Source organism: Delftia lacustris, from assembly GCF_040267515.1.
Taxonomy (GTDB): domain Bacteria; phylum Pseudomonadota; class Gammaproteobacteria; order Burkholderiales; family Burkholderiaceae_C; genus Comamonas; species Comamonas tsuruhatensis.
In genome coordinates this window covers 5,683,641-5,705,108 of the sequence record NZ_CP141274.1, presented here as the reverse complement: position 1 = coordinate 5,705,108, position 21,468 = coordinate 5,683,641, and the positions used below count along the sequence as shown (strand labels likewise).

The following is a 21,468-nucleotide window of genomic DNA, read 5'->3' as shown; positions in this document are numbered from 1 at the left end:
GACGGGATCAGAAACTGCTGCGCAGCGTGACCATGATGCTGCGCGGCAGGCCGTAGTAGTTGCTGCGCGTGGCCGTGCCCACGCGCTCCCAGTAGACGCGGTCGAACAGGTTGTCGATGTTCACGGCCAGCTTGACCTGGGGGGTCAGCGGGTAGGCGGCATAGACGGACCAGACGCCGTAGCCGCCCGCGCGCCAGCGCACGGTGCCCAGGGTGTCGTAGAACTCGCTGACGGCGCGCACGCCCGCGCCCAGCTCCAGCCCCTGGGCCACGGGGCCGGCCACGCGGTAGCGCGCCCACAGGTTCACGCTGTGGCGCGGCGACATGGTGCTGAAGTCGGTGCCCGTCTGCGTGACGGTGCCCTGCAGGTATTTGGAGCGCATGTAGGCGTAGCTGGCCGCCACGTCCCAGCGCGATGACAGCGAGCCGACCACCTCGGCCTCGAAGCCTTCGGAGCGCACCTTGCCTGCGGGGATGACGAAGGCGGCATCGGCGGGGTCGGCCAGCGCGCGGTTGGTGTCCTGCATGCGGTAGACGGCGGCGGTGGCATTCAGGCGTCCGTCCAGCAGGCTGCCCTTGATGCCGGCCTCCACCTGCCGGCCCTCGCGCGGGGCGATCTGGCCGCCGCCGGCCAGGCGCCCGCTTTGCGGCTGGAAGATGCGCGACTGGCTGGCGTAGAGCGTCCAGCTGTCGTTCAGATCGAGGAGCACGGCGCCGAAGGGCGTGAACTGGCCATCGACCTCGTAGCCCGAGCGCGTGTTCTGCAGCCGGTCCGAGGTTTCTGTCTTCCACCAGCTCTTGCGCGCGCCCGACACCAGGGTGAGGGCCTGCGTGGGCTTGATGCGCAACTGGCCGTAGACGCCGCGCAGGCTGGTGCGCGTGATGTCGTCGGCAAAGGGCTTGAAGCTGGGCTCGGGGATGGAGGAGGGGTCGTAGTGGAACAGGTCGGCCGGCGTGTTCATGGCGCCGCGCAGCATGCGCAGGTGCATGTTGGAGCTGCGGTAGTCCGCGCCCGCGATGAAATGGTGCGTCTGCCCGGCCCATTGCCAGGGCGTGCTGTAGTAGATGTCGGCCGTGGTGTCGGCGTAGTCGCGGTCCACGGTCTGGGCCTGGGTAAAGCGGCTGATGCCGGTGTCCGATACGGCCGAGTAGCCGTTGATGTACTTGTCGCGCTGCTGGCGCAGCACACGGCGGGCGGCCAGCTTGAACAGGCCGCCGCCGTCGAGCCGCGTCTCCGACTCGATGAAGCCGGCCAGCGATTCGGGCGCGGCGCGGCCCCAGTCGGCGGCAATGGCCACGTCGCGCGGAATGGGGGCCAGCCTGCCGTCGGCGTGGGCGGGCAGGCCGGTGTCGTAGTTGCCCCGGCCGCGCTGCCAGGTGGCGCCCACCGAGACCGTGCTCTGGGAAGTGACGTCCAGCTCCACCGTGCCGTACAGGGCCTGCTTGTGGCCGTCCATGGCCATCACGGGGCTGCCGAAGTTCTCGTGCAGCGCCACCACCCGGCCACGCAGGCGGCCATCTTCGGACAGCGCTCCGGTGACATCCACCTCGGCCCGCTTGCGGCCCCGCGAGCCCAGGCCGATGGCGCCCTGGCCCTGGTAGTCCGGCAGGGCGCGCTTGCGCACCAGGTTGAGCATGACGCTGGGCTCGCCCGCGCCCGAGAACAGCCCGGCCGGCCCGCGCAGGGCCTCGACCCGGTCGAACAGGGCCAGGTCCAGCGTTTCCTGGGTGGCCGGGTTGCCGCTGACGGTGAGACCGTCCAACTGGTAGGTGGACGACTGGTAGCCGCGCGAGAGGATGTCGCTGCGCCCGCCCGGGCTGCTTTGCCGGCGCACGACGATGCCGGGCACCACCTTGGCGGCTTCGGTGAGCTCCACGAAGTTCTGGTCATCGAGTCGTGCGCGCGAGATCACGGACACGGACTGCGGCGTCTCCCGGGCCGTCAGCTCGATCTTGGTGGCCGCGCTGGCATAGGGCGCCCGGTAGCTGCCCGTGCCTTCCGTGCGGCCGTCGCGCAGGGCCGTGGCCGTCACCCGCACTTCGTCCAGCGCGGTCTGCGGGCGCGCCGGGGCGGGGCGCAGCAGCCAGCCGCCCTGGGGCTGGGCAGAGGCTTGCAGGCCGCTGCCGGCCAGCAGGCGCTGCAGTGCCTCGGCCGGCTCCAGGCGGCCCTGGACGGCGGGCGCGGACTTGCCTGCGAGCAGGGCGCTGTCGGCCGCGATGCTGGTGCCGGTGGCGCGCGCCAGGGCCTTGATGGCGTCGGCCAGTGGCTGGGCCGGCAGGTCGATGTCGGCAGGGGCGGCCAGGGCTGGCGTGCAGGCCAGTGCCGCCGCGCAGGCGAGCAGGGACAGGCAGGCGCGTGCCGGGCGGGAGGAAAGAGGGCGGGCGGGCATGGCGGGAACGTTCTCCTGGGTATCGGTTGTGCTCGCCTGTATGACGGGGCAGCCCGCCGGATCCCTGATGTGCGTTGGCCGCTTTTTTTCAGTTTTTCCGGATTTTTTCCGGCGCCGTGCTGCGCGGGGCCAGCCAGGTGGCGCCGTCGCGCTCCTGCACGCGCACGGCGGCGATGCGCGGCAGCGCGTCCAGGAAGCTCTCCACATCGGCGCGCTGCACGGCGGCCGTGATGCGCGGCCCGCCCGTGCCGTCGGCTACGGCCGCACGCACGGGCTGGCGGCGCCAGCGCGACAGCGTGGCCGCGATCTCGCCCAGCCCGGCGCTGTCGAAGACGATGAGGCCGCGTTCGATGGACGAGAAGCTGTCGCGCGCATCGCGCTGCACGCGGCGGGGGAGGGGGCTGGCGTGGGCGCCATCGGCACCGGGTGCGGCACCGGGGGCGGCACCGGCGCTTTCGTCCGGCAGTTCCCCCACTTCGCCAGCCTGCAGCAGCAAGAACGGTGCTCCTTCAGCACCTTTCACCGCCAAACGCACCGTGCCATGCTCCACGCTCACCCGCACCAGGCCCGGCAGCCGGTTGACGGTGAAGCGCGTGCCCAGCACGGTGATGCGCGCCTGGCCTGCGTCGATGGCGAAGTGGCGGTCTGCATCCCTGGCCACGTCGAACAGGGCCTCGCCCTGCTCCAGCACCACGGCGCGCCGGCGGCGCGTGTAGCGCGTGGCGATGCGGCTGGCCGGTCCCAGGGTCAGCACGCTGGCGTCGGGCAGGTTCAGCACGATGCGTTCGCCAATCGCACTGTCGCGGGCCAGGGCGAACACGGTGGTGTCCTGCCATTCAAGCCAGCCGCGCCATGCCAGCAGGCCCGCCGTGCCCAGGCCGGCAACGCCCAGCACGCCGCGGGTGATGATCGCGCGGCGCGCGTTGCTGCGTGTGTCGCGGCGCTGGCGTGCGGCGGTGTCCACCGCCGTGGCCAGGGCCTCGGTGCGGGGCGTGGAGTCGAAGTCCTGCCACAGCGCCTCGAAGGCGGCGTATTCGGCGGCGTGGCGCGGGTCGGCGTCCATCCAGCGGCGCCAGGCAGCGGCATCGGCGGCGCCCGGCCGCGCTCCCGCATCCCGGTGCATGCGTATGAACCAGCGCGCGGCTTCCTCGCGCGGCGTGCTCATGGCGCGAGCAGCTCGCGTGCGGCGCGCAGGTCCAGCAGGGCGCGCATCAGGTGGCGCTCCACCATGTTCAGGCTGATGCCCAGCATGGCGGCAATCTGGGGCTGGGAGTGGCCTTCCACCTTGCACAGCCAGAACACCTCGCGGCAGCGCGCAGGCAATCCCTGGATGACACGCTGCACGGCGCCCAGGCGCTGCTGCAGGTCGGCCAGCATCTCGGCCGAAGGCGCCGTGAAGGCTTCCTGCAAGGCGATTTCGTCCGCGCGTGCCACCGGGTGCTGCGCGGCGCCGGCCAGCTCGGGCAGGGGCACGAAGCGGCGCTCATGCGCCATCTGGTCGGCCAGCACGGTGCGCGCCACCACGCGCAGGTAGGCATGCGGCTGGGCGATGCCTTCGTGCCGGCCGCTGAGGGCGTAGCGCACGAAGGCGTCATGCAGCACATCCTGCGCGCGGTGGATGCAGCGCGTGCTGCGCCAGATGGCGGGCAGCAGGCTGCCATAGGCCCAGTGCAGGTCCAGGCCCAGCCAGGCGGCAGGAGTCGGATGGCGTGTCATACAAGCAAGCGGGGAGGAAAGGCAGGCGGGCAGGGCGGGACGAAGTGCTGGCATTCTAAATGAGACTTTTTCTCATTTGTTGCCGCCCGTTTACCACTTGTTCACCACCAGTTTGCCGGCCGCAGGCGCGCCGGCCGGCGGTGCCGCTACAGCAGCTCCGCCGGGCGCGTCTCCGATGCGCTGCGGCAGGGAAGGGTGATGCGAAACAGCGAGCCGCCCTCGGGCCGGTTGCTGGCCACGATGGTGCCGTCCATGGCGTCGATGATCTTGCGGCAGATGGCCAGCCCCAGGCCCGTGCCGCCCGAGCCGTTGCGGGTCTTGCTGGACTGCACGAAGGGCTGGAAGATCTTGTCCAGCTCCTGCGGCGGAATGCCCGGGCCCTGGTCGGAGAAGGCGATGCAGATGTCGCCCTGCCCGTCGATGCGGCCCTGCACATCGATGCGCCCGCCGATGGGCGAGAACTTGATGGCATTGGCCAGCACATTGCGCACCACCTGCTGGAAGCGCACGGGGTCGGCCTTGGCGATCAGCGGGGCGTCGTCGAGTTCGAGCCGCAGGTCGATGAGCTTGTGCTGCTGCTGCGGCTCCAGCTCGCGCACGACCGGCCGGATCAGGCTGCGCAGGTCCGTGCGCTCCAGGTGGATGGTTCCCACGGCGCTGTCCAGCTTGGCCACATCGAGCAGGTCATTGACCAGGGCCAGCATGCGCTGGCCCGCCGCATGGATGTCGTTGAACATGTCGGCCATGGCGGGATTGCCGCGCGAGCGCAGGCTGCCCAGCTCGGCAAAGCCCATGATGGACTGCAGCGGGGTGCGCAGCTCATGGCTCATGTTGGCGACGAATTCCGACTTCACGCGGAAGGCCTCCTCGGCCGCGTCGCGGGCCTCGCGCGTGGCATGCTCGGCCGCGCGGAATTCGCTCACATCCACAAAGATGCTGAGCACGCCGGTGGTCTGCCCCTGGGCATCCTTGACCGCCGCCTTGGAGATCTGCACGTCGCGGTAGCTGCCGTCCATGTGGGGCAGCCGGGCCTCCAGCACCATGCGCTGGCCCGAGCGCATCACGACCTGGTTGCTGCGTATCTGCAGCAGGGCATCGTCGCGCGAGTGCAGGCCCTTGATCTCGTGGCCGAGCACGGCATAGCGGCCGCGGCCGAAGAAGTCCTCCCAGGCCTTGTTGACCAGTACCACGCGGTGGTCCGCGTCGGTGACCAGCATGGGCAGGGGCGTGGTCTCGAACAGCAGGTGCTGGAAGGCCAGCTGGGTCTGCAGTTCCTGCTGCGCCTTCCAGCGGGCCGTCACGTCCACGGCGCTGCCCGCGAAGCCCACGAGCCGGCCGTCGCGCAGCAGGGGGACGACGGCGATGTCGCAGAGTATTTCCCGGTGGCCCGGCAGCTGGAACATGGCCTGGCAGTTGCGCGGCGCCAGCCGGGCCAGGGGATCGAGCAGGGCCTGGATCTGCGCGCGGTACGGGCCGTCCACGATGTTCTCCAGCGGCTGCCCTACGGCCTCGGAGCTGGGCTGGCCGGTCAGCTGTTCCCAGCGTGCGTTCACGAAGGTCAGCAGACCCTCGCTGTCAGTGCGAAAGATCAGCTCCTGCACGCTGCGCATGAGCACGGCCATCTCATGCTCGCTGCGCGCCAGGCGCGCCTGGGCCTGCTCCATGGCCTGCTGTGCCGTCTTCTGCTCCCTGCGCGTCTTGAGCACCGACCAGCTCAGGCCCAGCACCAGGGCCAGCAGGGCCACGCCGGCCACGAAGAAGGCGAAGGCGTCATCCCTCCAGCGCGCCACCAGGGCTGCGTAGGGCTCCTCCACCACCAGCAGCAGCGGCCAGTTGCGCACGGTGCGAAACGACACGATCTCATGGGAGCCGAGCATGCCCGCGCCGATGTAGGAGCCGAATTCGCTGTGCGGCAGCCATTGCCGGAACAGCGGTGTCTGCAGCACGGCGGTCGCCTGCACGCCCGTGCCCGCATTGGTGCTGGCCAGCGGCCGGCCGTCGTAGGTCAGCAGCACGGCCTCGTAGCTGAGGATCTCCAGCGTGGCCTGGTAGAAGTTGGCCACGGCGTCGGGGTTGATCAGGGCCACCAGCACGGCGGGCATGCCGTTGTCCTGGTGAAAGCCCAGCAGCTGCGGCAGAAACGATACGCCGCGCGGCGACGGGTGCGCGCGGGGCGCCAGGGCCGACAGGCCACGGCCGGGCACCAGCCGGCCCAGCAGGGGCTTGCCGGGCACGACGACGGCGCTCTTGTCGTGCAGCAGCTCCTGCATGTCGATCTGCTGGCCGGCCTCGCCCGCCTGGGTGCTGGCCAGGATGAGTCCCTTGTCGTCGAGCAGGGCCATGCTGCGCAGGTAGGGCAGCTGGGCGATCAGCTGGGCCATGGCGGCCTCGCGCGTGCTGCGCGTGCTGCCGGCGGCCAGGATGGCGGGGTGGTGCGCCAGGCTGGACAGGGCCATTTCGGTGTTCTCGAAGGTCTTGGCCGTCTGGTCCTCCAGCACGCGCGCCAGCAGTGCGGCCTGGGACTTGCTCTGGTCGGCCTCGGCGTGCAGCTGGCTCCAGACGAAGAGCACCAGCCCGGCAAGCACGCATAGGGCAAAGGTCAGCACCAGTGCCTTGATGTGGGCGCTGCGTCCGGCACCCAGGAAATGATGCGCGGTAGCTCGATCAGACATGATGAAGATGCTCCATCAGAAATTCCGGGGCGCGACGATGGCGGTCAACCCGTCGTGCGGCACAGGAACGGGCCGGGCCGGCGCGAACGCCTGCATCCAGTGCCAGCCGTCCGCCAGCCTGCGGCTGGACGGGCCGTCTGCCATGGACAGGTCCACGCGGCCGGTCTCCCGTGCGCGCATCATCATCAGTCGCTCCTTTCAAGGCTGGCCAGGATCTGCAGCAGCCGGGTCGGGCTGAAGGGCTTGACCAGGTATTCGTCGGCGCCCGCATTGAAGCCCGCCTCGCGGTCCTCTGCGCTGTCCCGGGCGGTGAGCAGCACCACCAGGGTATGCCGCAGATCGTAGGAGGTCTTGATGCGACAGCACACCTCCAGGCCGTCCAGCGTGCCGGGCATCATCATGTCCAGCAGCACGATATCGGGCTTGTTGCGCTGGGCCACGGCCCAGGCTTCGTCGGCGGTGGGCACCTCCATGACCTCGTAGGCGCCGGACTCCAGCGTCATGCGCAGCAGTTTGCGGATGTCGGCCTGGTCTTCGACGATCAGTATCTTCTTCATGGCGGACCTTTCACAACGCAGTTGAAGGGGGCTGCGTGAGGTTAAATCATAAATATCAAATTCATCAAATTTATATTGAATTTTTCAATCGTATTTGATGCAAAATTGCTGCCATGTCCGAGAACAGCACCCCATCAGGCCAAATTCCGCACTACACGACTGCCGAGGTGGCAAAGCTGCTGGGCATGGCCGTGCGATCGGTCCAGCTCATGGTCGATCGCGGCGAGCTCGAGGCCTGGAAGACGCCCGGAGGCCATCGCCGCATTACGCGCGCTTCCGTGGAGCGCTGGCGCAGCAGGCAGGGCGAGCGCGCAGCGCCCGGGGTGCCCGGCGCACCAGCGGTGGCACAGGCGCCGGCCCCTGCCCAGGCGGGTTCGGGCACCGGGCAGCGCGTGCTGCTGATCGAGGACTCCGTGCACTTCCAGAATCTGGTGCGCATGCTGGTGCAGCGTCACTTTCCCGACGTCCAGCTGCATGTGGCGAACGACGGGATCACGGGCATGGCGCTGTACGGCCAGATCCAGCCCGATGTGCTGCTGGTGGACATCCTGCTGCCCGACATCGACGGCGCCGCCCTGATCACCACCTTGCGCACCCATGAGCAGTTCGCGCGCTGCAAGCTGCTGGTGGTCACCTCGCTGGAGGCGTCAGAGCGCGAGGCCTATGCCTTCGCATTGGGCGGCGTGCGCGTGATCCACAAGCCCCAGCTGGTGCAGGAACTGCCCGAAGCGCTGGGCGGGCTGCTGGGCGGGCCGGCGGCGTGAACGCGCCCCTTCCTGCGGTCCTGCTGGTCGAGGACGATGCCTCGATTGCGCGGTTCGTTGCGCTGGCGCTGGAGGGCCTGCCCCTCACGCTGGTGTCCTGCACGAGTGCGGAGCAGGCCCAGCAACTGCTGCAAACCCAGCCCTTTGCCCTGCTGATCACCGATCTGATGCTGCCCGGCGCCTCCGGCGTGGAGCTGATCGAGTGGCTGCGCCGCTCGCCGCAGGCGGGCTGCTGCGCCGTGGTCTTCAGTGCCGGCGTGCGGGCCGATGTTGCGCTGCAGCTGGAGCAGTTGAAGGTGTGGCGCGTGCTGCTCAAGCCGGTGTCGGTGGCGCAACTGGTGGACTGCGTGGAGTCGGTGCTCCAGCAGCATGCGCCGCCTCCCCCTTGCAGGCAGGAGGCCGGGACGGGCGAGGGCGCCGATGCGCAGCCGGATGTGCGACCGGATGTGCAACCGGAGGCGCCGTCGGACGCGCTCGCCATCGCCAATTTCTTTGGTGGCGACGCAGGCCTGTTCCACAGCTACCGTGACATCTGCCTTGCACACTTGCCCGACGATATCGCCCGGATGGAGGTCCTTATCGCGGAGCAGAACGCCATGGCCCTGCGCAGGCAGGCGCACAGCCTGCAGAGCGTGTTGCGCCTGCTGGGACAGGAGCGGGCCAGCGGACTGACCAGGAGCCTGGAGCAGGCCTGCCTGGCCGGCGACTGGGCCGGTGTCACCGATGTCTGGCGGCCACTGGGCGCAGCCTTGCAGCAGCTGCTGGAAAGCGCAGGCCAGCGCGACCGGCGCGACTGAGCGTCGTGCCGGCCTGCCCCGGCTTCAGCCCGGCGGCCTGCGCCGCAGCCATCCATGCCAGATCCCTGCCGCCGTGGGAACGGCCAGGCAGACTCCGGCCAGCATGTCGCCAAGGCCGCCGTCGCTGAACAGGGCCGAGACCAGGCCGATGGCCGTCAGCACGCCCAGCGCGATGGGCCAGCCCCAGAGGGCGAGAAAGCCCCGGTGTTGCGCGCCGCTCATGCCGTGATCTCCTTGCCGCGCGGCGCGGGCTGCGGGGCCGGCACGCTCTTGCCCTTGTTGATCCACAGGTACAGGCCGGTGCCCAGCACGATGATGCTGGCGATGTCCAGCAGCGCCCAGAGGATCTGCATGGCCCGCCCGCCGTAGTCGCCGAAGTGCAGCGGCTGGGACACCAGCAGCGCCGTCAGATACCAGGGCAGGGCGGGCGCGGCCGTGACCTGGGCGGTCCTGGCGTCCACCAGCACGGGCAGGAACAGGCGCGAGGTCAGGGGCTCGTTGCCACGCAGGAAGAAGGTGTGGTGGTGCGGGCTGGAGAACGTGGTGCCGGGGAAGGCGATGAAGTACAGCCTGGTGCCTGGCACCTGCTGCTGGGCGGCCTGCAGCGATTGCTGCAGCGAGGCGCGCTCCGCCACCGGCACCGTGTCCTGGCCCTGGTAGGGCGCCAGCACGCTGCTGAGCTGGTCATGCTGCCAGTACTTGATCAGCAGGTCGGCCCAGGTATTGATCATGCCGGTGGCGCCCACCACGAACAGCCACACCAGGGTGACGATGCCCAGCAGGTTGTGCAGGTCCAGCCACTTCAGGCGGGGCTGGCGAGTGCGGCGCACGGTGCCGAAATCGAGCTTGCGCATGAAGGGCGCGTACAGCACCACGCCGCTGACGATGGCGATCAGCAGCAGCAGCCCCATGAAGCCCAGGAACAGCTTGCCCGGCAGCCCCGCGAACAGGTCCACGTGCAGCTTGAACATGACCCACATGAAGCCCTGGTCGAAGCGCGGCTGGGCCAGCAGCTCTGCCGTGCGCGCATCGATGACCACGGAGCGGAAATCGTCCGTGGGCGCCGGCGTGGGCGTCATGGTGACGAACCAGAGGTCGTCGGTGTCGTCGGACTTGGAGACGAACTGCACCACGCGGTCCGGGTGCTGGGCACGGGCCACCTCCAGCACCTTGTCCAGGCTGGCATGGGGCGTGCCCTGGGGCATGGGCGGGGCCTCCACCTCGGTGCCCAGCAGGTGGCCGATTTCGTGGTGGAAGATCAGCGGAAGGCCGGTCAGGCACAGCAGCAGCATGAAGACGGTGCAGACCAGGCTGCTCCATTTGTGCAACCAGGCCCAGGTCTTGATCGTGTGGCTTTGCATGGGGTGTTTTTTTCTCTGACAGAAGGGGGCCTGAGGCCCCCGCCATCACCGCGCCCCCCGGCGCCATGCCGGGGGCGGGGCGGTTGCCGGTTGCCGGGGGCTTAGAAGTCCACTTGTGCCGACAGCATCAGCGTGCGCGGCGCGCCCGTGGTGGTGTAGCCGGCGGCAGTCACCCAGTAGCTCTTGTTGCTGACGTTCTCCAGGCTGGCGCGCAGCACCACCGGCTTGCCGGCCACGTGGGTGCGCAGGCGTGCGCCCAGGTCCAGGCGTGTCCAGCCGGGCATGCGCAGGATGTTGGCCGCGTCGTAGTACATGGACGAGGTGTGGATCACGCGGCCGTTCAGGCTCAGGCCCTCCACCCAGGGGGTATCCCAGTCCAGGCCCAGGTTGAAGGTGCGATCGGGCACGCCGTTGGCATCGTTGCCCTGGTTCACGCCGCCTGCCGTGCGCGAGAGCCTGGCGTTGTTGAAGGCCGCGCTGGCCAGCAGGCGCAGGCCCTTGTGGATCTCGCCGTAGGCGGTCAGCTCCAGGCCGCGGTTGCGCGTCTCGCCGCCGAAGCTGTAGACATTGGTCACCGGGTCCGTCATGGAGCCCGGGCGCTGGATCTGGTAGAGCGCGGCCTGCGTGGTCATGCGGCCCCAGTCCACCTTCACGCCCACTTCGTACTGCTTGGACTTCTGCGGCGCGAACACCTGGCCGGCATTGGCCGTGTTGGGCCCGGCCGTGCCGCCTGCCGACAGGCCTGCCGTGTAGTTGGCGTAGACCGCGACATGGTTCTGCGGCTTGAACACCACGCCGGCCAGCGGCGTCACGGCGCTGGCCTTGTACAGCGTGGTGCCGCTGGCGTTCTTCTGGTCGATGGTCTGGTCGCGCAGGCCCACGGTCACCAGCAGGCGGTCGCTGAACAGCGCCATGGTGTCGGCCAGCGCCAGGCTGTGCTGCGTCAGCTCGGCGTTCTTGGTGGGCGCGCCGCGCACGAAGTCGATGGCCGGCAGGGGCGAGGGGTTGTAGATGTTGGAGGGGACGGCTTTGGAGGTCAGCTGGTAGAAGTAGCCGCTCTCGCGGTCCATGTAGTTGGCCGCGGCCACCACGGTGTGGCCGATGGCGCCGGTCTTGAAGCGCGTGCGCAGGCCCACGTCGGCCGAGGTGGTCTTGTTGAACTCGTCGTAGAAGCCGTTGCGCACCGTGAAGTTGCCCAGCGAGTCGATGCGCTGCACGGCCGTGGGGAAGCTCTGGTCGCTGGACACATCGCTGTAGCCCACGCCGCCGTAGACGGAGGTGTTGGCGTTGATGTCGTATTCCACGCGCGAGATCACGGTCTTGGCCTTGTCCAGCAGCTCCGTGCCCGGGTTGAAGTTGATGCGGCTGTCGGGCACGGCGGGCACCTGGGTGATGCCGGCCAGGAAGGCGCTTTGCGGGCGGAACTCCGTGGTCTTGCCGCTGGTGGTCAGCGCGTCCAGCGACCAGCGCAGGCCCTGGCCTTCGTAGTCCAGCCCCACCGAGGCCAGGCCCAGGCGCTGGCGGCCGCCGTCGATGTTGCCTTCGCCGTTGCGCCACACGCCGTTCACCCGCACGCCCCACTGGTTGTCTTCGCCAAAGCGGCGGCCCACGTCCAGGTGGGTGCCGAACTGGGCCTTGCCCATGTAGGTGGCGGTCAGGCGGTTCAGCGGCACGTCGCCCGCGCGCTTGGTCACCACGTTGATGCTGCCGCCGATGCTGCCGCTGGGACCCACGCCATTGGTCAGCGAGCCGGGGCCCTTGAGCACTTCCACGCGCTCGATCACCTCCAGCGGCAGTCGCGTGGAGGGCGACAGGCCGTACAGGCCGTTCACCGACACATCGCGCATGGACAGGGAAAAGCCCCGCACCTGGAAGTCATCGCCATAGCCGCCGCGCGCCTGCAGGGTGCGCACCGAGGCGTCGTTCATCACCACGTCGGCGATGGTCAGCGCCTGCTGGTTCTCGATCAGCTCCGAGGTGTAGTTGGTCGTGCTGAAGGGCACGTTCATCTGGTCGGTCTTGCCCAGGATGCCCAGGTCGCCGCCGCGCGCGATCTGGCCGCCGGCATAGGTCTTTTGCAGTCCGCCGATGGCCTCGGCCTGGTCGCTCACCGTCACCTCCTTGAGGGCCGGGCCCTCGGCCGTCTGGGCCGCCACGCCCACGGCGGCCAGGGCCAGGCCGGCGCCCAGGCATTGGCGGATCAGGCGCGTGAGGGGATGGGGAGCGAAGCGGAAGTCCGCAGGAGTGCTGTGGTGCGTCATGGCAGTCATGTGCAAAGGTTGGAAAAACCGTGAAGAAAAAGCCGGGGAAGGAGGGCAGGCCGGCCGTGGCCCTAGAAGCGCGCGCGCAGCGACACCGTCACGTTGCGCGGATCGCCGTAGTAGTTGTTGAAGTAGGTGCTGTTGGGCGAGAACTTGGCGTAGTAGCGCTTGTCCAGCAGGTTGCTCACGTTCAGCTGCAGCGAGTAGGTGTCGTCCAGGCGGTAGGCCAGCAGCGCGTCAAAAAGCGCATAGCCACCCTGGCGGGTGGTTGCATCGCCCACGCTGGCGTAGGCATCGCTTTGCAGCCGCACGCCGGCGCCTGCGGTCCATCCCTGCAAGGGCCCCTTGAAGCGGTGGCTGGCAAACAGGCGCAGCGCATGGCGCGGGTCCACGGGCCGCAGCGGCTGGCCCACGTTGGCCTCGGAGGCGTCGCGCAGGTACCTGGCCTGGGTGTAGGTGTAGCCGGCCAGCACCTGCCAGCCTGGCGCGGGCTCGCCGGACAGCTCCAGCTCCCAGCCCTGGCTGCGGCTCTTGCCGCCGGCCATGAAGCAGTGGCTGGTCGGGTAGTACGGCAGGCAGGGCATGGCCGATGCCGTGTCCTGCATGGCGCTGCCCACGCGCTGGATGCGGAACAACGACACGCTGGCCTGCAGCCGGCCGTCCATGAAACTGCCCTTGAGCCCGGCCTCCAGGTCCTCGCCCCGGGCGGGCGCCAGGATGCTGCCGTCGGCGGCCTTCTTGTCCTGGGGGCTGAAGATCTCGCTGTAGCTGGCATAGGCGTCGAGCGTGTCCGACAGCGCATGCACCAGGCCCGCATAGGGCGTCAGCTCGCGGCGCAGGCTGTAGCCGCTTTGGGCATTGCCGGGTTCGAGATAGCTCCACCAGCTCAGGCGCGCGCCGGCAATGGCGGTGAGCGAGTCGGTCAGCGACAGCCGGGCCCGCGCGAATCCGCCGTACTGGTGGATGTGGGACACGGGCGATGAATAGGCGTTGCCGTTGCCCTCGCTGTAGAACGGCTCCGGATAGCTGGTGTACGGATTCCAGCCGCGGATATCCACATTGCGCAGCGGGCTCACGCCCCAGTAGCCCGTGGCGCCCGTGCTGCGGATGCGCTGCAGGTCGGCGCCCAGCGACAGCTCGTGCCTGCGGCCCAGGGCCTCGAAGGGGCCGCTGGCCAGCAGGCTCAGCGCGTTCTGCGTGCTGCCGTCGCCGCCATAGATGGAGGTGCTCACGTCGAACAGGTAGGGATTGCTGTCGCTGGCCCTGGAAAACGAAGTCTGCTTGAACCCGTCCGACCGAAAGCGCGTGTGCGCCGCCTGGGCCTTCAGTTGCCAGCCGCTGTCCATCCGGTGCTCCAGCTCGGCAAAGGCCTGCTGGTTGTGGCGGTCCCAGGTATTCCAGGGCGTGCCCAGGTAGGTGCTGCGCGGCAGGCCGAGCTGGCTGCCGTCGGCGGCGGCAGGCAGGCCGCCCCAGGAGCCCGTGGCTTGCAGGTCCGTGTGCTGCAGGCCGGCCGTGAGCGTGGTGCGCGGCCCCAGGTCCGCCTCCAGCACGCCGTACAGGCCCAGGCGCTTTTCCTTGCGCGCGGTCTGGAACGATGCCTTGTCGTCCGCCAGCGCCACCAGCCGGCCGCGCAGCGTGCCGGCTGCGTTCAGCGGGCCGGACAGGTCGGCCTCCATGCGCTGGCGGTCCCAGGAACCCAGCGTCAGCGCGGCCGAGCCCTGCCATTGCGCCGTGGGCCGCTTGCGCACCATGTTCACCATGGCCGAGGGCGAGCCCGCGCCACGCAGCAGGCCCGTGGCGCCGCGCAGCACCTCCACGCGGTCCAGCATGGCCGTATCGGGCTGGATGAAGGTGGAGGCCGAGGCCACCTGGTTCACATTGAGCCCGTCCACCTGCAGCGAATCGATCTGGTAGCCGCGCGAGTAATAGGCGATGCGCTCGCTGTCGATGTACTCCACCGTCACGCCCGGCGTGTGCTGCAGCACGGCATGCAGGTCGGGCAGGGCCTGCTCGTCCAGCCACTGGCGCGTGAGCACGGTCACGGGCTGCGGGATGTCGCGCACCGACTGAAGCCCCTTGTAGCCCGTGACCAGGCTGGCCGCGTAGCTGTCCGATGCCTCGGTCGTGGCACTGGCCGGCGCCGTGGCCCGGACCGTGACCGTGCCCAGCGTCTGCCCGCCCGTGCCCGAGGCCGCCGCTGGCAGCGGCCGCAGCGTGTAGACGCCGCTGGACTCGCGCACGGCCTGCAGCGCCGTGCCCTGTAGCAGCCTGGCAAAACCGTCTTCCACGCCATAGCTGCCCTGCAGCCCCGGGGACTGCAGCAGGCCCAGCTGCGCGGCATCAAACGACAGCGCAACGCCAGCCTGGTTGGCGTACTGCGCGATCACATGCGTGAGAGGGCCGGCCGCAATCGAAAAGCTGCGCTGGCCGGCTTGGGCGGCCTGGGCGGACGGCGCCGCATGGACGCAGTCCGCTGCCGTGGCAACCAGCATCGCCACCCCCAGCACCGCTGCCACCCCAGCCATCCCCATGGACGCAGGCCAGCCCCGTGCGGCTGCAAGGCCGTCCTGGGGCTGGTGGGGGAGGGTGCGGGGCATAGGGCTGGGAAAAGTGGTGTGACTCCCCGTATGCCGAACAAGCCTTGCCGATCCTGCAAGTTCGGCTGGACTTTTTTTGCGCCGCCGCTGAGATTTTCTCCGTTACTTCCCGTTGATCACCAGGTGGAATAAGGCTGGATTGCTATGGTTTTATTTTTCGATCAATGCCTCAGGACACCACCACCGGCCTGGGCTGGCGCGTCCCCGCCAGCGCCAGGCCCGCGAACAGCATCAGCATCAGGCCGTAGGCATAGGTGACCGGCAACAGGCCGAAGCGCGCGGCGGCCATGCCCGCCGCGATGGCCGGCACGCTGAACGCCAGGTAGCTGGCGATGTAGATGGCCGAGATCAGGGCGCCGCGCTCGTGCGGTTCGGCCAGCGGGATCACGCTGCGCAACGCGCCCTGGAAGCCCACGCCGAAGCCCGCGCCCGCCACCACCGAGGCGCCCAGCACCAGGGGCAGGCTTTGCAGATGGGCGCCGACCAGCAGCAGGGCCACCCCGGCCAGCAGGCCGCTGCCGCCGAACTGCAGCATGGCGCGCGGCGCGCGGCTGCGCAGCGTCCAGATGGCGGCGGCGGCGCTCAGCGTGTTGATGCACACGGCAAAGCTGGCGGCGACCTCCGAGCCCGTGACCGAGCGGATCATCGACGGGCCCAGCGACAGGTAAAAGCCCCCCAGCGCCCACACCGTGATGCTCATGGGCAGCACGCGCATGAAGTCGGCCCGGGCCTGGCCCGGAATCCGCACGCGCGGGCGCATGGCGGCCAGTGCGCCGGGGCGGCGCGCGCCCGTCTCGGGCAGCACGGCCATGGCGGCGGCCACGGCCACGAAGATCAGCGCCATGAGCCAGAACACCAGGCCCAGCTGCTGGCGCCACAGCTGCGCGAACTCGCCCGCCACGACAATGCCCGCCGCCATGCCGACCATGGGCGCCATGGTGCTCACCAGCGTGCCGCGTTCGCGGTGCAGGTCCAGCAGCGCCGCGCCCATGGCCGCACTGGCCATGCCGGTCGCAAAGCCCTGCAGCACGCGCGCCAGCACCAGGGCCTGCACGTCGCCCGCGCGGGCGAACACCGCCAGCGAGACGATCTCCAGCACCAGCGCCGCCAGGATCACGGGCTTGCGGCCCAGGTGGTCCGACAGCGCGCCCGTGGTGAGCAGGGCCAGCAGCAGGCTCAGCGCATAGACCGCGAAGACCAGGGTCAGCATGCCGGAGGAAAAGCCCCAGTCCTGCTGGTAGAGCCGGTACAGCGGCGTGGGCGCGCTGGAGGCCGCGAAGAAGCTGCCCAGGCCGAAGGCCAGGACGGCCAGGCTGCGGCCGGGCCGGGCAGCGGGAGTGGAGTTGGATGGTTGCAGTACCGACATGGTTAAGAGCCCTGCTGCACAATTAATGCAAAGTTTTTGCGTTAGCGAATTCTGCGCTTGTGCGCTGCTAACGCAAATTTTTAGCTTTAATAACCATGAGCACGCAAGTCCCATCCCTTTCCAAAACAGGCGGTCCCGCCCGTCCCGGCGGACGCAGCGCGCGCATCCAGGCCACGGTCTACCAGACCGTCAAGGGCCTGCTGGAAACCATGCCGCGCGAGGAATTGAGCTTTCCGCTCATCGCCGCCCAGGCGGGCGTGACGCCGTCCACCCTCTACCGGCGCTGGGGCGACATACAGCAGCTGCTGGCCGATGTGGCCGTGGAAATCATCCGGCCCACGGCGCCGCCGCTGGACACGGGCACGCTGGAGGGCGACCTGCTGGCCTGGGCCGAGCAGTTCCTGGAGGAATCGGCCTCGCCGCTGGGCCGCACCATGCTGCGCGACATGGCCGCCGCAGCGGGCAACGAGCACACGCCCTGCGCCTGCGTGGAAATCCTGCGCGGGCAACTGGCGCAGATCGGCGAGCGCGCAGCGCGGCGTGGCGAGGCGATGCCCGCTGCGGACACCCTGATCGACGCGCTGGCCGCGCCCATCGTCTACCGCGTGCTGTTCGACCTGCCGCCGTCCCTGGAACACGTGCAGGCACGGGTGCGCGGCCTGCTGCAGGCTGAAACGGCCTAGCCCTTCAGCGCCCGCGCCAGCACCTCGAAGATCCGCGCATCCGAGCACTGCGCCACATTGAAGCGCAGGAAATCGCCTGCGCTCTGCGACTGGCTGAAGGCATTGCCGGGCGCCAGCACCACGCCATCCTCCAGGCAGGTGCGCGCAAGCGCCGTGGCATCCATGCCCCCGGGCAACTGGCACCACAGGAACATGCCGGCCTGCGGCACCAGCCAGGGCTTCATGCCCAGGGCCTGCAGCCGCGCGGCCGTGCGTTCCATCTCCTGCGCCAGCCGCAGCCGCACGGACTCCATGTGCCTGCGGTAGCCGCTGTCGGTCAGCGTGCGCAGCACGATGTCGGCGGCCATGCGCCCGCCGCCGAAGTTGGTGGCGATCTTCAGGTCCGCCAGGTCCTGCGTCCAGTCGGGCCGCGCCGCGATGAAGCCGCAGCGCAGCGAGGCCGACACCGTCTTGGAGAAGCTGCCGATCTGGATCACGCGCGACAGGCCGTCGAAGGCCGCCAGCCGGGGCGCCGCATGGGTCTCCAGGTCGCAGAAGATGTCGTCCTCCACGATCACCAGGTCCGAGCTGTCGGCCAGCTTCAGGATGCGGTGCGCCACCAGTGGCGACAGCGTGGCGCCCGTCGGGTTGTGGATGGCCGAATTGGTGATGTACAGGCGTGGCGAATGCGCCTGCAGCGCGTCGGCGAACCGGGCCACGTCGGGCCCCTGCGGCGTGTAGGGCACGCTCACGGCCTGCACGCGGTGCGCCTTGAGCAGCGCATGGAAATTGAAATAGCAGGGGTCGTCGATCAGCACCGTATCGCCGGGCTCCAGCAGGAAACGGCAGACCAGGTCGATGGAGTGCGTGCCCGACTCCGTCAGCAGGATCTGCTCGGGCGAGGTCTCCAGCCCCATGGCGGCCATGCGCCGCGCAAGCAGGCGGCGCAGTGCCGGGTGGCCCAGCGGCGTTGCGTACTCCGTCAGCTCCAGCGTGCCCGAGCGCGCCAGGGAGCGCAGCGCGCGGCGCACGCCTTCCTCGTACAGCCATGAAGGCGGCAGCCAGCCGCAGCCCGGCTTGAGCGCGTGGGCATCTGCCTGCAGCGACTGGCGGGCCAGCCACAGGGGGTCGACCTCCCTGTCCACGCGCGGCCCGATACCGCCCAGCGCCAGCGGCGCCACCGGCCCCGCCACATAAAAGCCCGAGCCCGGGCGCGAGGCGATCACCCCCTCGGCCGCCAGCCGCTCATAGGCCTCCACCACCGTGGACACCGACACCTGCATGGCCTGCGCCTGCGCGCGCACCGAGGGCAGGCGCGTGCCGGGCAGATAGGTGCGCGCGGCAATGCGCGATTGGATGTCCTCCATCACCGCCTGGATGCGTGTGCCGCTGCGCATGGCTGCTCTCTCTTCTGTAGTGGATTTGTGTGCATAACAGTTCTTTTGAATTGTATTGGACTGTCTATGGAAGATCCGGCCGTGCAATGGCCCACTGCCTGCTGCAAACCAAGGAGCTTTTTGATGGACAAGACAAGCAGCGGGTGGATCAACGGATTCATCGGCGTGGCGATCTTTGCGGGATCGCTGCCGGCCACCCGCGTGGCGGTCGCCGACCTGGACCCCACCTTCCTGACCTGTGCGCGCGCCAGCATCGCGGCATTGCTGGCCCTGGCCATGCTGCTGGCGCTGCGCCAGCCCCGGCCCGCGCGTGCCGACATGCCTTCGCTGGCGCTGAGCGCGCTGGGCGGCGTGGTGGGCTTTCCGCTGCTGACCGCGCTGGCGCTGCAGTACGTCACCTCGGCGCATTCCATCGTCTTCGTGGGCCTGCTGCCCCTGTCCACGGCCGTGTTCGCCGTGCTGCGCGGCGGCGAGCGGCCGCGCCCGGCGTTCTGGCTGTTCTCGCTGGCGGGCGCGGCCTTCGTGGCCGGCTATGCGGCCGTGGGCGGGGCCGGGGGCTCGCTGCGCGGCGACCTGCTGATGCTGGTTGCCATCATCGTCTGCGGCCTGGGCTATGCCGAGGGCGCGCGCCTGTCCCGCACGCTGGGCGGCTGGCAGGTCATCAGCTGGTCGCTGGTGCTGGCCCTGCCCGTCATGCTGCCGGCCGCCCTGCTCAGCATGCCGGCATCGCTGGCCGATGTGGGCCGGCCCGCATGGCTGGGCCTGGCCTATGTCTCGCTGTTCAGCATGCTCATCGGCTTTTTCTTCTGGTACCGGGGCCTGGCCCAGGGCGGCATTGCGGCCGTGGGCCAGATCCAGCTGCTGCAGCCCTTCATGGGCCTGGGCCTGGCGGCCCTGCTGCTGCACGAGCAGGTGAGCTGGGGCATGGTGCTGGTCACCATGGCCGCCGTGGTCTGCGTGGCCGGGGCGAAGAAGTACGCGCGCTGAGCCAGTCCGGCGTGGTGCAGGGCGTGGTGCGGGAGCGTGGTGCGGGGGGAGCGATGCAGGGCGGTCAGCGCCCGGCCTCGCGCATCACCTGCTGCGCGAACTCTGCGGCCGAACCCTCGAACGGCTGGTTGCTGGCCGCCTCCAGCCGGCTGCGGATGGCCGGCGCGCGCAGCGCCTGGGCCACCGCGGCATTGATGCGCTGGGCCAGCGCTGGCGCCATCTGCGGCGGCGCGAACAGGCCGAACAGCGAATCCAGGTTGGCCTGCGCATGGCCCAGCTGCGCCAGCGTGGGCACATCGGGCAGGGCCGCCAGCCGCTGCGGCGCGCCCACGGCCAGGGCCTTGAGGCGGCCCGCGCGCAGCGCCTGCAGCTGCAGCGGCGCCACATTGGTGGACAGCAGCTCGAAATGCCCGGCCAGCGCATCGTTGAGCTGCTGGCCCCCGCCCTTGTAGGGCACATGCACGATGGGAATGCGCGTGGCCTGCTCTATGCGCTGCAGGACGGCGTGGCCCGTCGTGCCCTCGCCCGTGGTGGCCCAGCGTATGCCGCCGGGCATGCCGCGCGCCTCGGCCAGCATGCCTTCGAAATCTGCGGCCTTCAGCGCCGGCGTGCCCACCAGCAGCATGGGCACGCGCATCACGCCAGCCACGGGCGTCACGGAGGCTGCGGCCAGGCCCACGGCGGTGGCGGCGGCAAAGACCAGGGTGCGGCCGTCGGGCGCGCTGCGCGCCAGCAGCTCCAGCGCCACGGTGCCGCTGGCGCCGGGGCGGTTGTCCACGATCACGGCCGTGCCCCATTGCTGCGCCAGTTGCTCGGCCAGGGCGCGGGCCACCATGTCGCTGACACCGCCTGCGGGGTAGGCCACCACGATCCGCACGCTGGCGCCCGGCCAGGCAGGCCGGGCCGGCCATGCCTGGGCGGGCCAGGCCAGCGCGCAGGCGCCCGCCGCCAGCAGGGCGCGCCGGCCGGTATCGGTGCCTTGCGGTGCCCGCATGCCTCAGCCGCCCGGCGCCTGGTGGCGCTGCGCCAGCTCGCGCGCCAGGGCGATGAAGGTGGCCGCGGGTCCTGCGCCGCCGGTTTCCGTGCCGGCCTCGCGGTGCACCAGGGTGAGCGGGGCGCTCAGCCGCACGGCGGGCTCGAAGGCGCGGTAGACCACCGCCTCGGGATGGGCGCCGCGCACCGAGGCCGGCACGATGGACAGGCCCACGCCCGCCGCCACCAGGTTCACATTGGTCATCATGCGTTCCACCTCGGCGGCCACCTCCACCTGTACCTTGTGCCGGGCGCACAGCGCCAGCAGGTTCGCGTACAGCCCCGGCGCGCCCGTGCGCCGCACAAGGATCAGGCGCTCGCCATCGAGCTGCCTGAGCGCCACGGGCCGCGATGCATCGCGCGCCAGCCGGTGGTCCACGGGAATGGCCAGCAGCGCGGGCTCCTGCAGCAGTGTCTCGAACGCCAGGCCTTCGGGCCTGGCCACCGGCACGCGCAGAAAGCCGCAGTGCATGCGCCCGGCCTGCACGGCCTCGGTGATCTCGGCGGCATTGTTCTCGCTCACATCCAGCGCAATGTCGGGATGGCGGCCACGGCACAGGCGCAGCACCTCGGGCGTGAAGGCATGGGCCGCCGCCGAGCTGGTGAAGCCCACATGGATGCGCCCGCGCTCGCCGCGCGCAAAGGCCTGCATGCGGTCGCGCATGGCGGTGAAGTCGGCCAGCAGCCGTGTGGCCTCGCCCTGCAGCTCCAGGCCCGCGTCGGTCAGGTCCACGCCCTTGGGGTGGCGCCGGAACAGGGCAATGCCCAGCTCCTCCTCCAGCGCGCGGATCTGCTGCGACAGCGGCGGCTGCTGCATGCCCAGCAGCTCGGCCGCGCGCGTGATGTGGCCGGTATCGGCCACGGCCAGGAAGTAACGGAGATGGCGCAGTTCCATATATGTGAAAAGTAT

The 21,468-nt window shown here is 69.9% G+C and carries 18 protein-coding genes; 4 read left to right on the top strand and 14 right to left on the bottom strand.

Annotated features, from left to right (window positions below; translation table 11 throughout):
* Positions 1-7: 7 nt before the first annotated feature.
* From U6958_RS27610 to U6958_RS27585, 6 genes are all read right to left on the bottom strand, one after another.
* Positions 8-2,389, bottom strand: a complete 2,382-nt coding sequence (locus U6958_RS27610) for a TonB-dependent siderophore receptor (RefSeq protein ID WP_074923083.1) — start codon at positions 2,387-2,389, stop codon at positions 8-10.
* 88 nt (positions 2,390-2,477) lie between these two features.
* Positions 2,478-3,554 carry a FecR domain-containing protein gene (locus U6958_RS27605; RefSeq protein ID WP_074923084.1) on the bottom strand — a complete coding sequence of 359 codons (1,077 nt, stop codon included), beginning with the start codon at positions 3,552-3,554 and terminating at the stop codon, positions 2,478-2,480.
* Complete coding sequence (locus U6958_RS27600) at positions 3,551-4,105, bottom strand: RNA polymerase sigma factor (RefSeq protein WP_074923085.1); 555 nt, start codon at positions 4,103-4,105, stop codon at positions 3,551-3,553. Before U6958_RS27600 ends, U6958_RS27605 begins: the two co-directional genes overlap by 4 nt.
* A 146-nt stretch (positions 4,106-4,251) precedes the next feature.
* Positions 4,252-6,777, bottom strand: coding sequence for an ATP-binding protein (locus tag U6958_RS27595; protein ID WP_244387228.1), 2,526 nt, complete (start codon positions 6,775-6,777; stop codon positions 4,252-4,254).
* Between the two features lie 15 nt (positions 6,778-6,792).
* Positions 6,793-6,963, bottom strand: a complete 171-nt coding sequence (locus U6958_RS27590; protein ID WP_017407051.1) for a hypothetical protein — start codon at positions 6,961-6,963, stop codon at positions 6,793-6,795.
* Positions 6,963-7,334 (bottom strand): response regulator transcription factor, encoded by a 372-nt coding sequence (locus U6958_RS27585; protein ID WP_017407052.1) that lies wholly within the window; start codon positions 7,332-7,334, stop codon positions 6,963-6,965. The genes U6958_RS27590 and U6958_RS27585 overlap by 1 nt, the downstream gene beginning before the upstream one ends.
* Positions 7,335-7,447: 113 nt before the next feature.
* Between U6958_RS27585 and U6958_RS27580 the strand changes: the two genes are divergently transcribed.
* Positions 7,448-8,098, top strand: a complete 651-nt coding sequence (locus U6958_RS27580; RefSeq protein WP_016450119.1) for a response regulator — start codon at positions 7,448-7,450, stop codon at positions 8,096-8,098.
* Positions 8,095-8,895, top strand: a complete 801-nt coding sequence (locus U6958_RS27575; RefSeq protein WP_074923644.1) for a response regulator — start codon at positions 8,095-8,097, stop codon at positions 8,893-8,895. The genes U6958_RS27580 and U6958_RS27575 overlap by 4 nt, the downstream gene beginning before the upstream one ends.
* Positions 8,896-8,919: 24 nt before the next feature.
* Here U6958_RS27575 and U6958_RS27570 read toward each other — a convergent pair whose 3' ends face one another.
* From U6958_RS27570 to U6958_RS27550, 5 genes are all read right to left on the bottom strand, one after another.
* Entirely contained in the window at positions 8,920-9,117 is a 198-nt protein-coding gene (locus U6958_RS27570) for a hypothetical protein (protein ID WP_074923645.1), read from the bottom strand.
* Positions 9,114-10,256 (bottom strand): PepSY domain-containing protein, encoded by a 1,143-nt coding sequence (locus tag U6958_RS27565; RefSeq protein ID WP_074923646.1) that lies wholly within the window; start codon positions 10,254-10,256, stop codon positions 9,114-9,116. Before U6958_RS27565 ends, U6958_RS27570 begins: the two co-directional genes overlap by 4 nt.
* A 101-nt stretch (positions 10,257-10,357) precedes the next feature.
* A complete protein-coding gene (locus U6958_RS27560; RefSeq protein WP_074923647.1) occupies positions 10,358-12,526 on the bottom strand; it encodes a TonB-dependent siderophore receptor in 2,169 nt (722 codons plus the stop codon).
* Positions 12,527-12,588: 62 nt separating this feature from the next.
* Entirely contained in the window at positions 12,589-15,114 is a 2,526-nt protein-coding gene (locus tag U6958_RS27555) for a TonB-dependent receptor (RefSeq protein ID WP_074923648.1), read from the bottom strand.
* 169 nt (positions 15,115-15,283) lie between these two features.
* Entirely contained in the window at positions 15,284-16,480 is a 1,197-nt protein-coding gene (locus tag U6958_RS27550) for an MFS transporter (RefSeq protein WP_013803871.1), read from the bottom strand.
* Positions 16,481-16,575: 95 nt separating this feature from the next.
* Here U6958_RS27550 and U6958_RS27545 point away from each other — a divergent pair, with 95 nt between their 5' ends.
* Positions 16,576-17,163, top strand: coding sequence for a TetR/AcrR family transcriptional regulator (locus U6958_RS27545; protein WP_012203814.1), 588 nt, complete (start codon positions 16,576-16,578; stop codon positions 17,161-17,163).
* Here the strand turns inward: U6958_RS27545 and U6958_RS27540 are convergent.
* The gene (locus U6958_RS27540; RefSeq protein ID WP_016450111.1) at positions 17,160-18,539 is read right to left on the bottom strand and encodes a PLP-dependent aminotransferase family protein; all 1,380 of its coding nucleotides are present in this window, start codon (positions 18,537-18,539) and stop codon (positions 17,160-17,162) included. The genes U6958_RS27545 and U6958_RS27540 overlap by 4 nt on opposite strands.
* Positions 18,540-18,662: 123 nt before the next feature.
* Here U6958_RS27540 and U6958_RS27535 point away from each other — a divergent pair, with 123 nt between their 5' ends.
* On the top strand, positions 18,663-19,526 hold the full coding sequence (locus tag U6958_RS27535) for a DMT family transporter (protein WP_074923649.1): 864 nt from the start codon (positions 18,663-18,665) through the stop codon (positions 19,524-19,526).
* A gap of 64 nt (positions 19,527-19,590) precedes the next feature.
* Here the strand turns inward: U6958_RS27535 and U6958_RS27530 are convergent, their stop codons facing one another.
* Both U6958_RS27530 and U6958_RS27525 read right to left on the bottom strand, forming a co-directional pair.
* Entirely contained in the window at positions 19,591-20,520 is a 930-nt protein-coding gene (locus U6958_RS27530; RefSeq protein ID WP_074923650.1) for a tripartite tricarboxylate transporter substrate binding protein, read from the bottom strand.
* 3 nt (positions 20,521-20,523) lie between these two features.
* Positions 20,524-21,453 carry a LysR family transcriptional regulator gene (locus U6958_RS27525; protein WP_074923651.1) on the bottom strand — a complete coding sequence of 310 codons (930 nt, stop codon included), beginning with the start codon at positions 21,451-21,453 and terminating at the stop codon, positions 20,524-20,526.
* Positions 21,454-21,468: the final 15 nt, after the last annotated feature.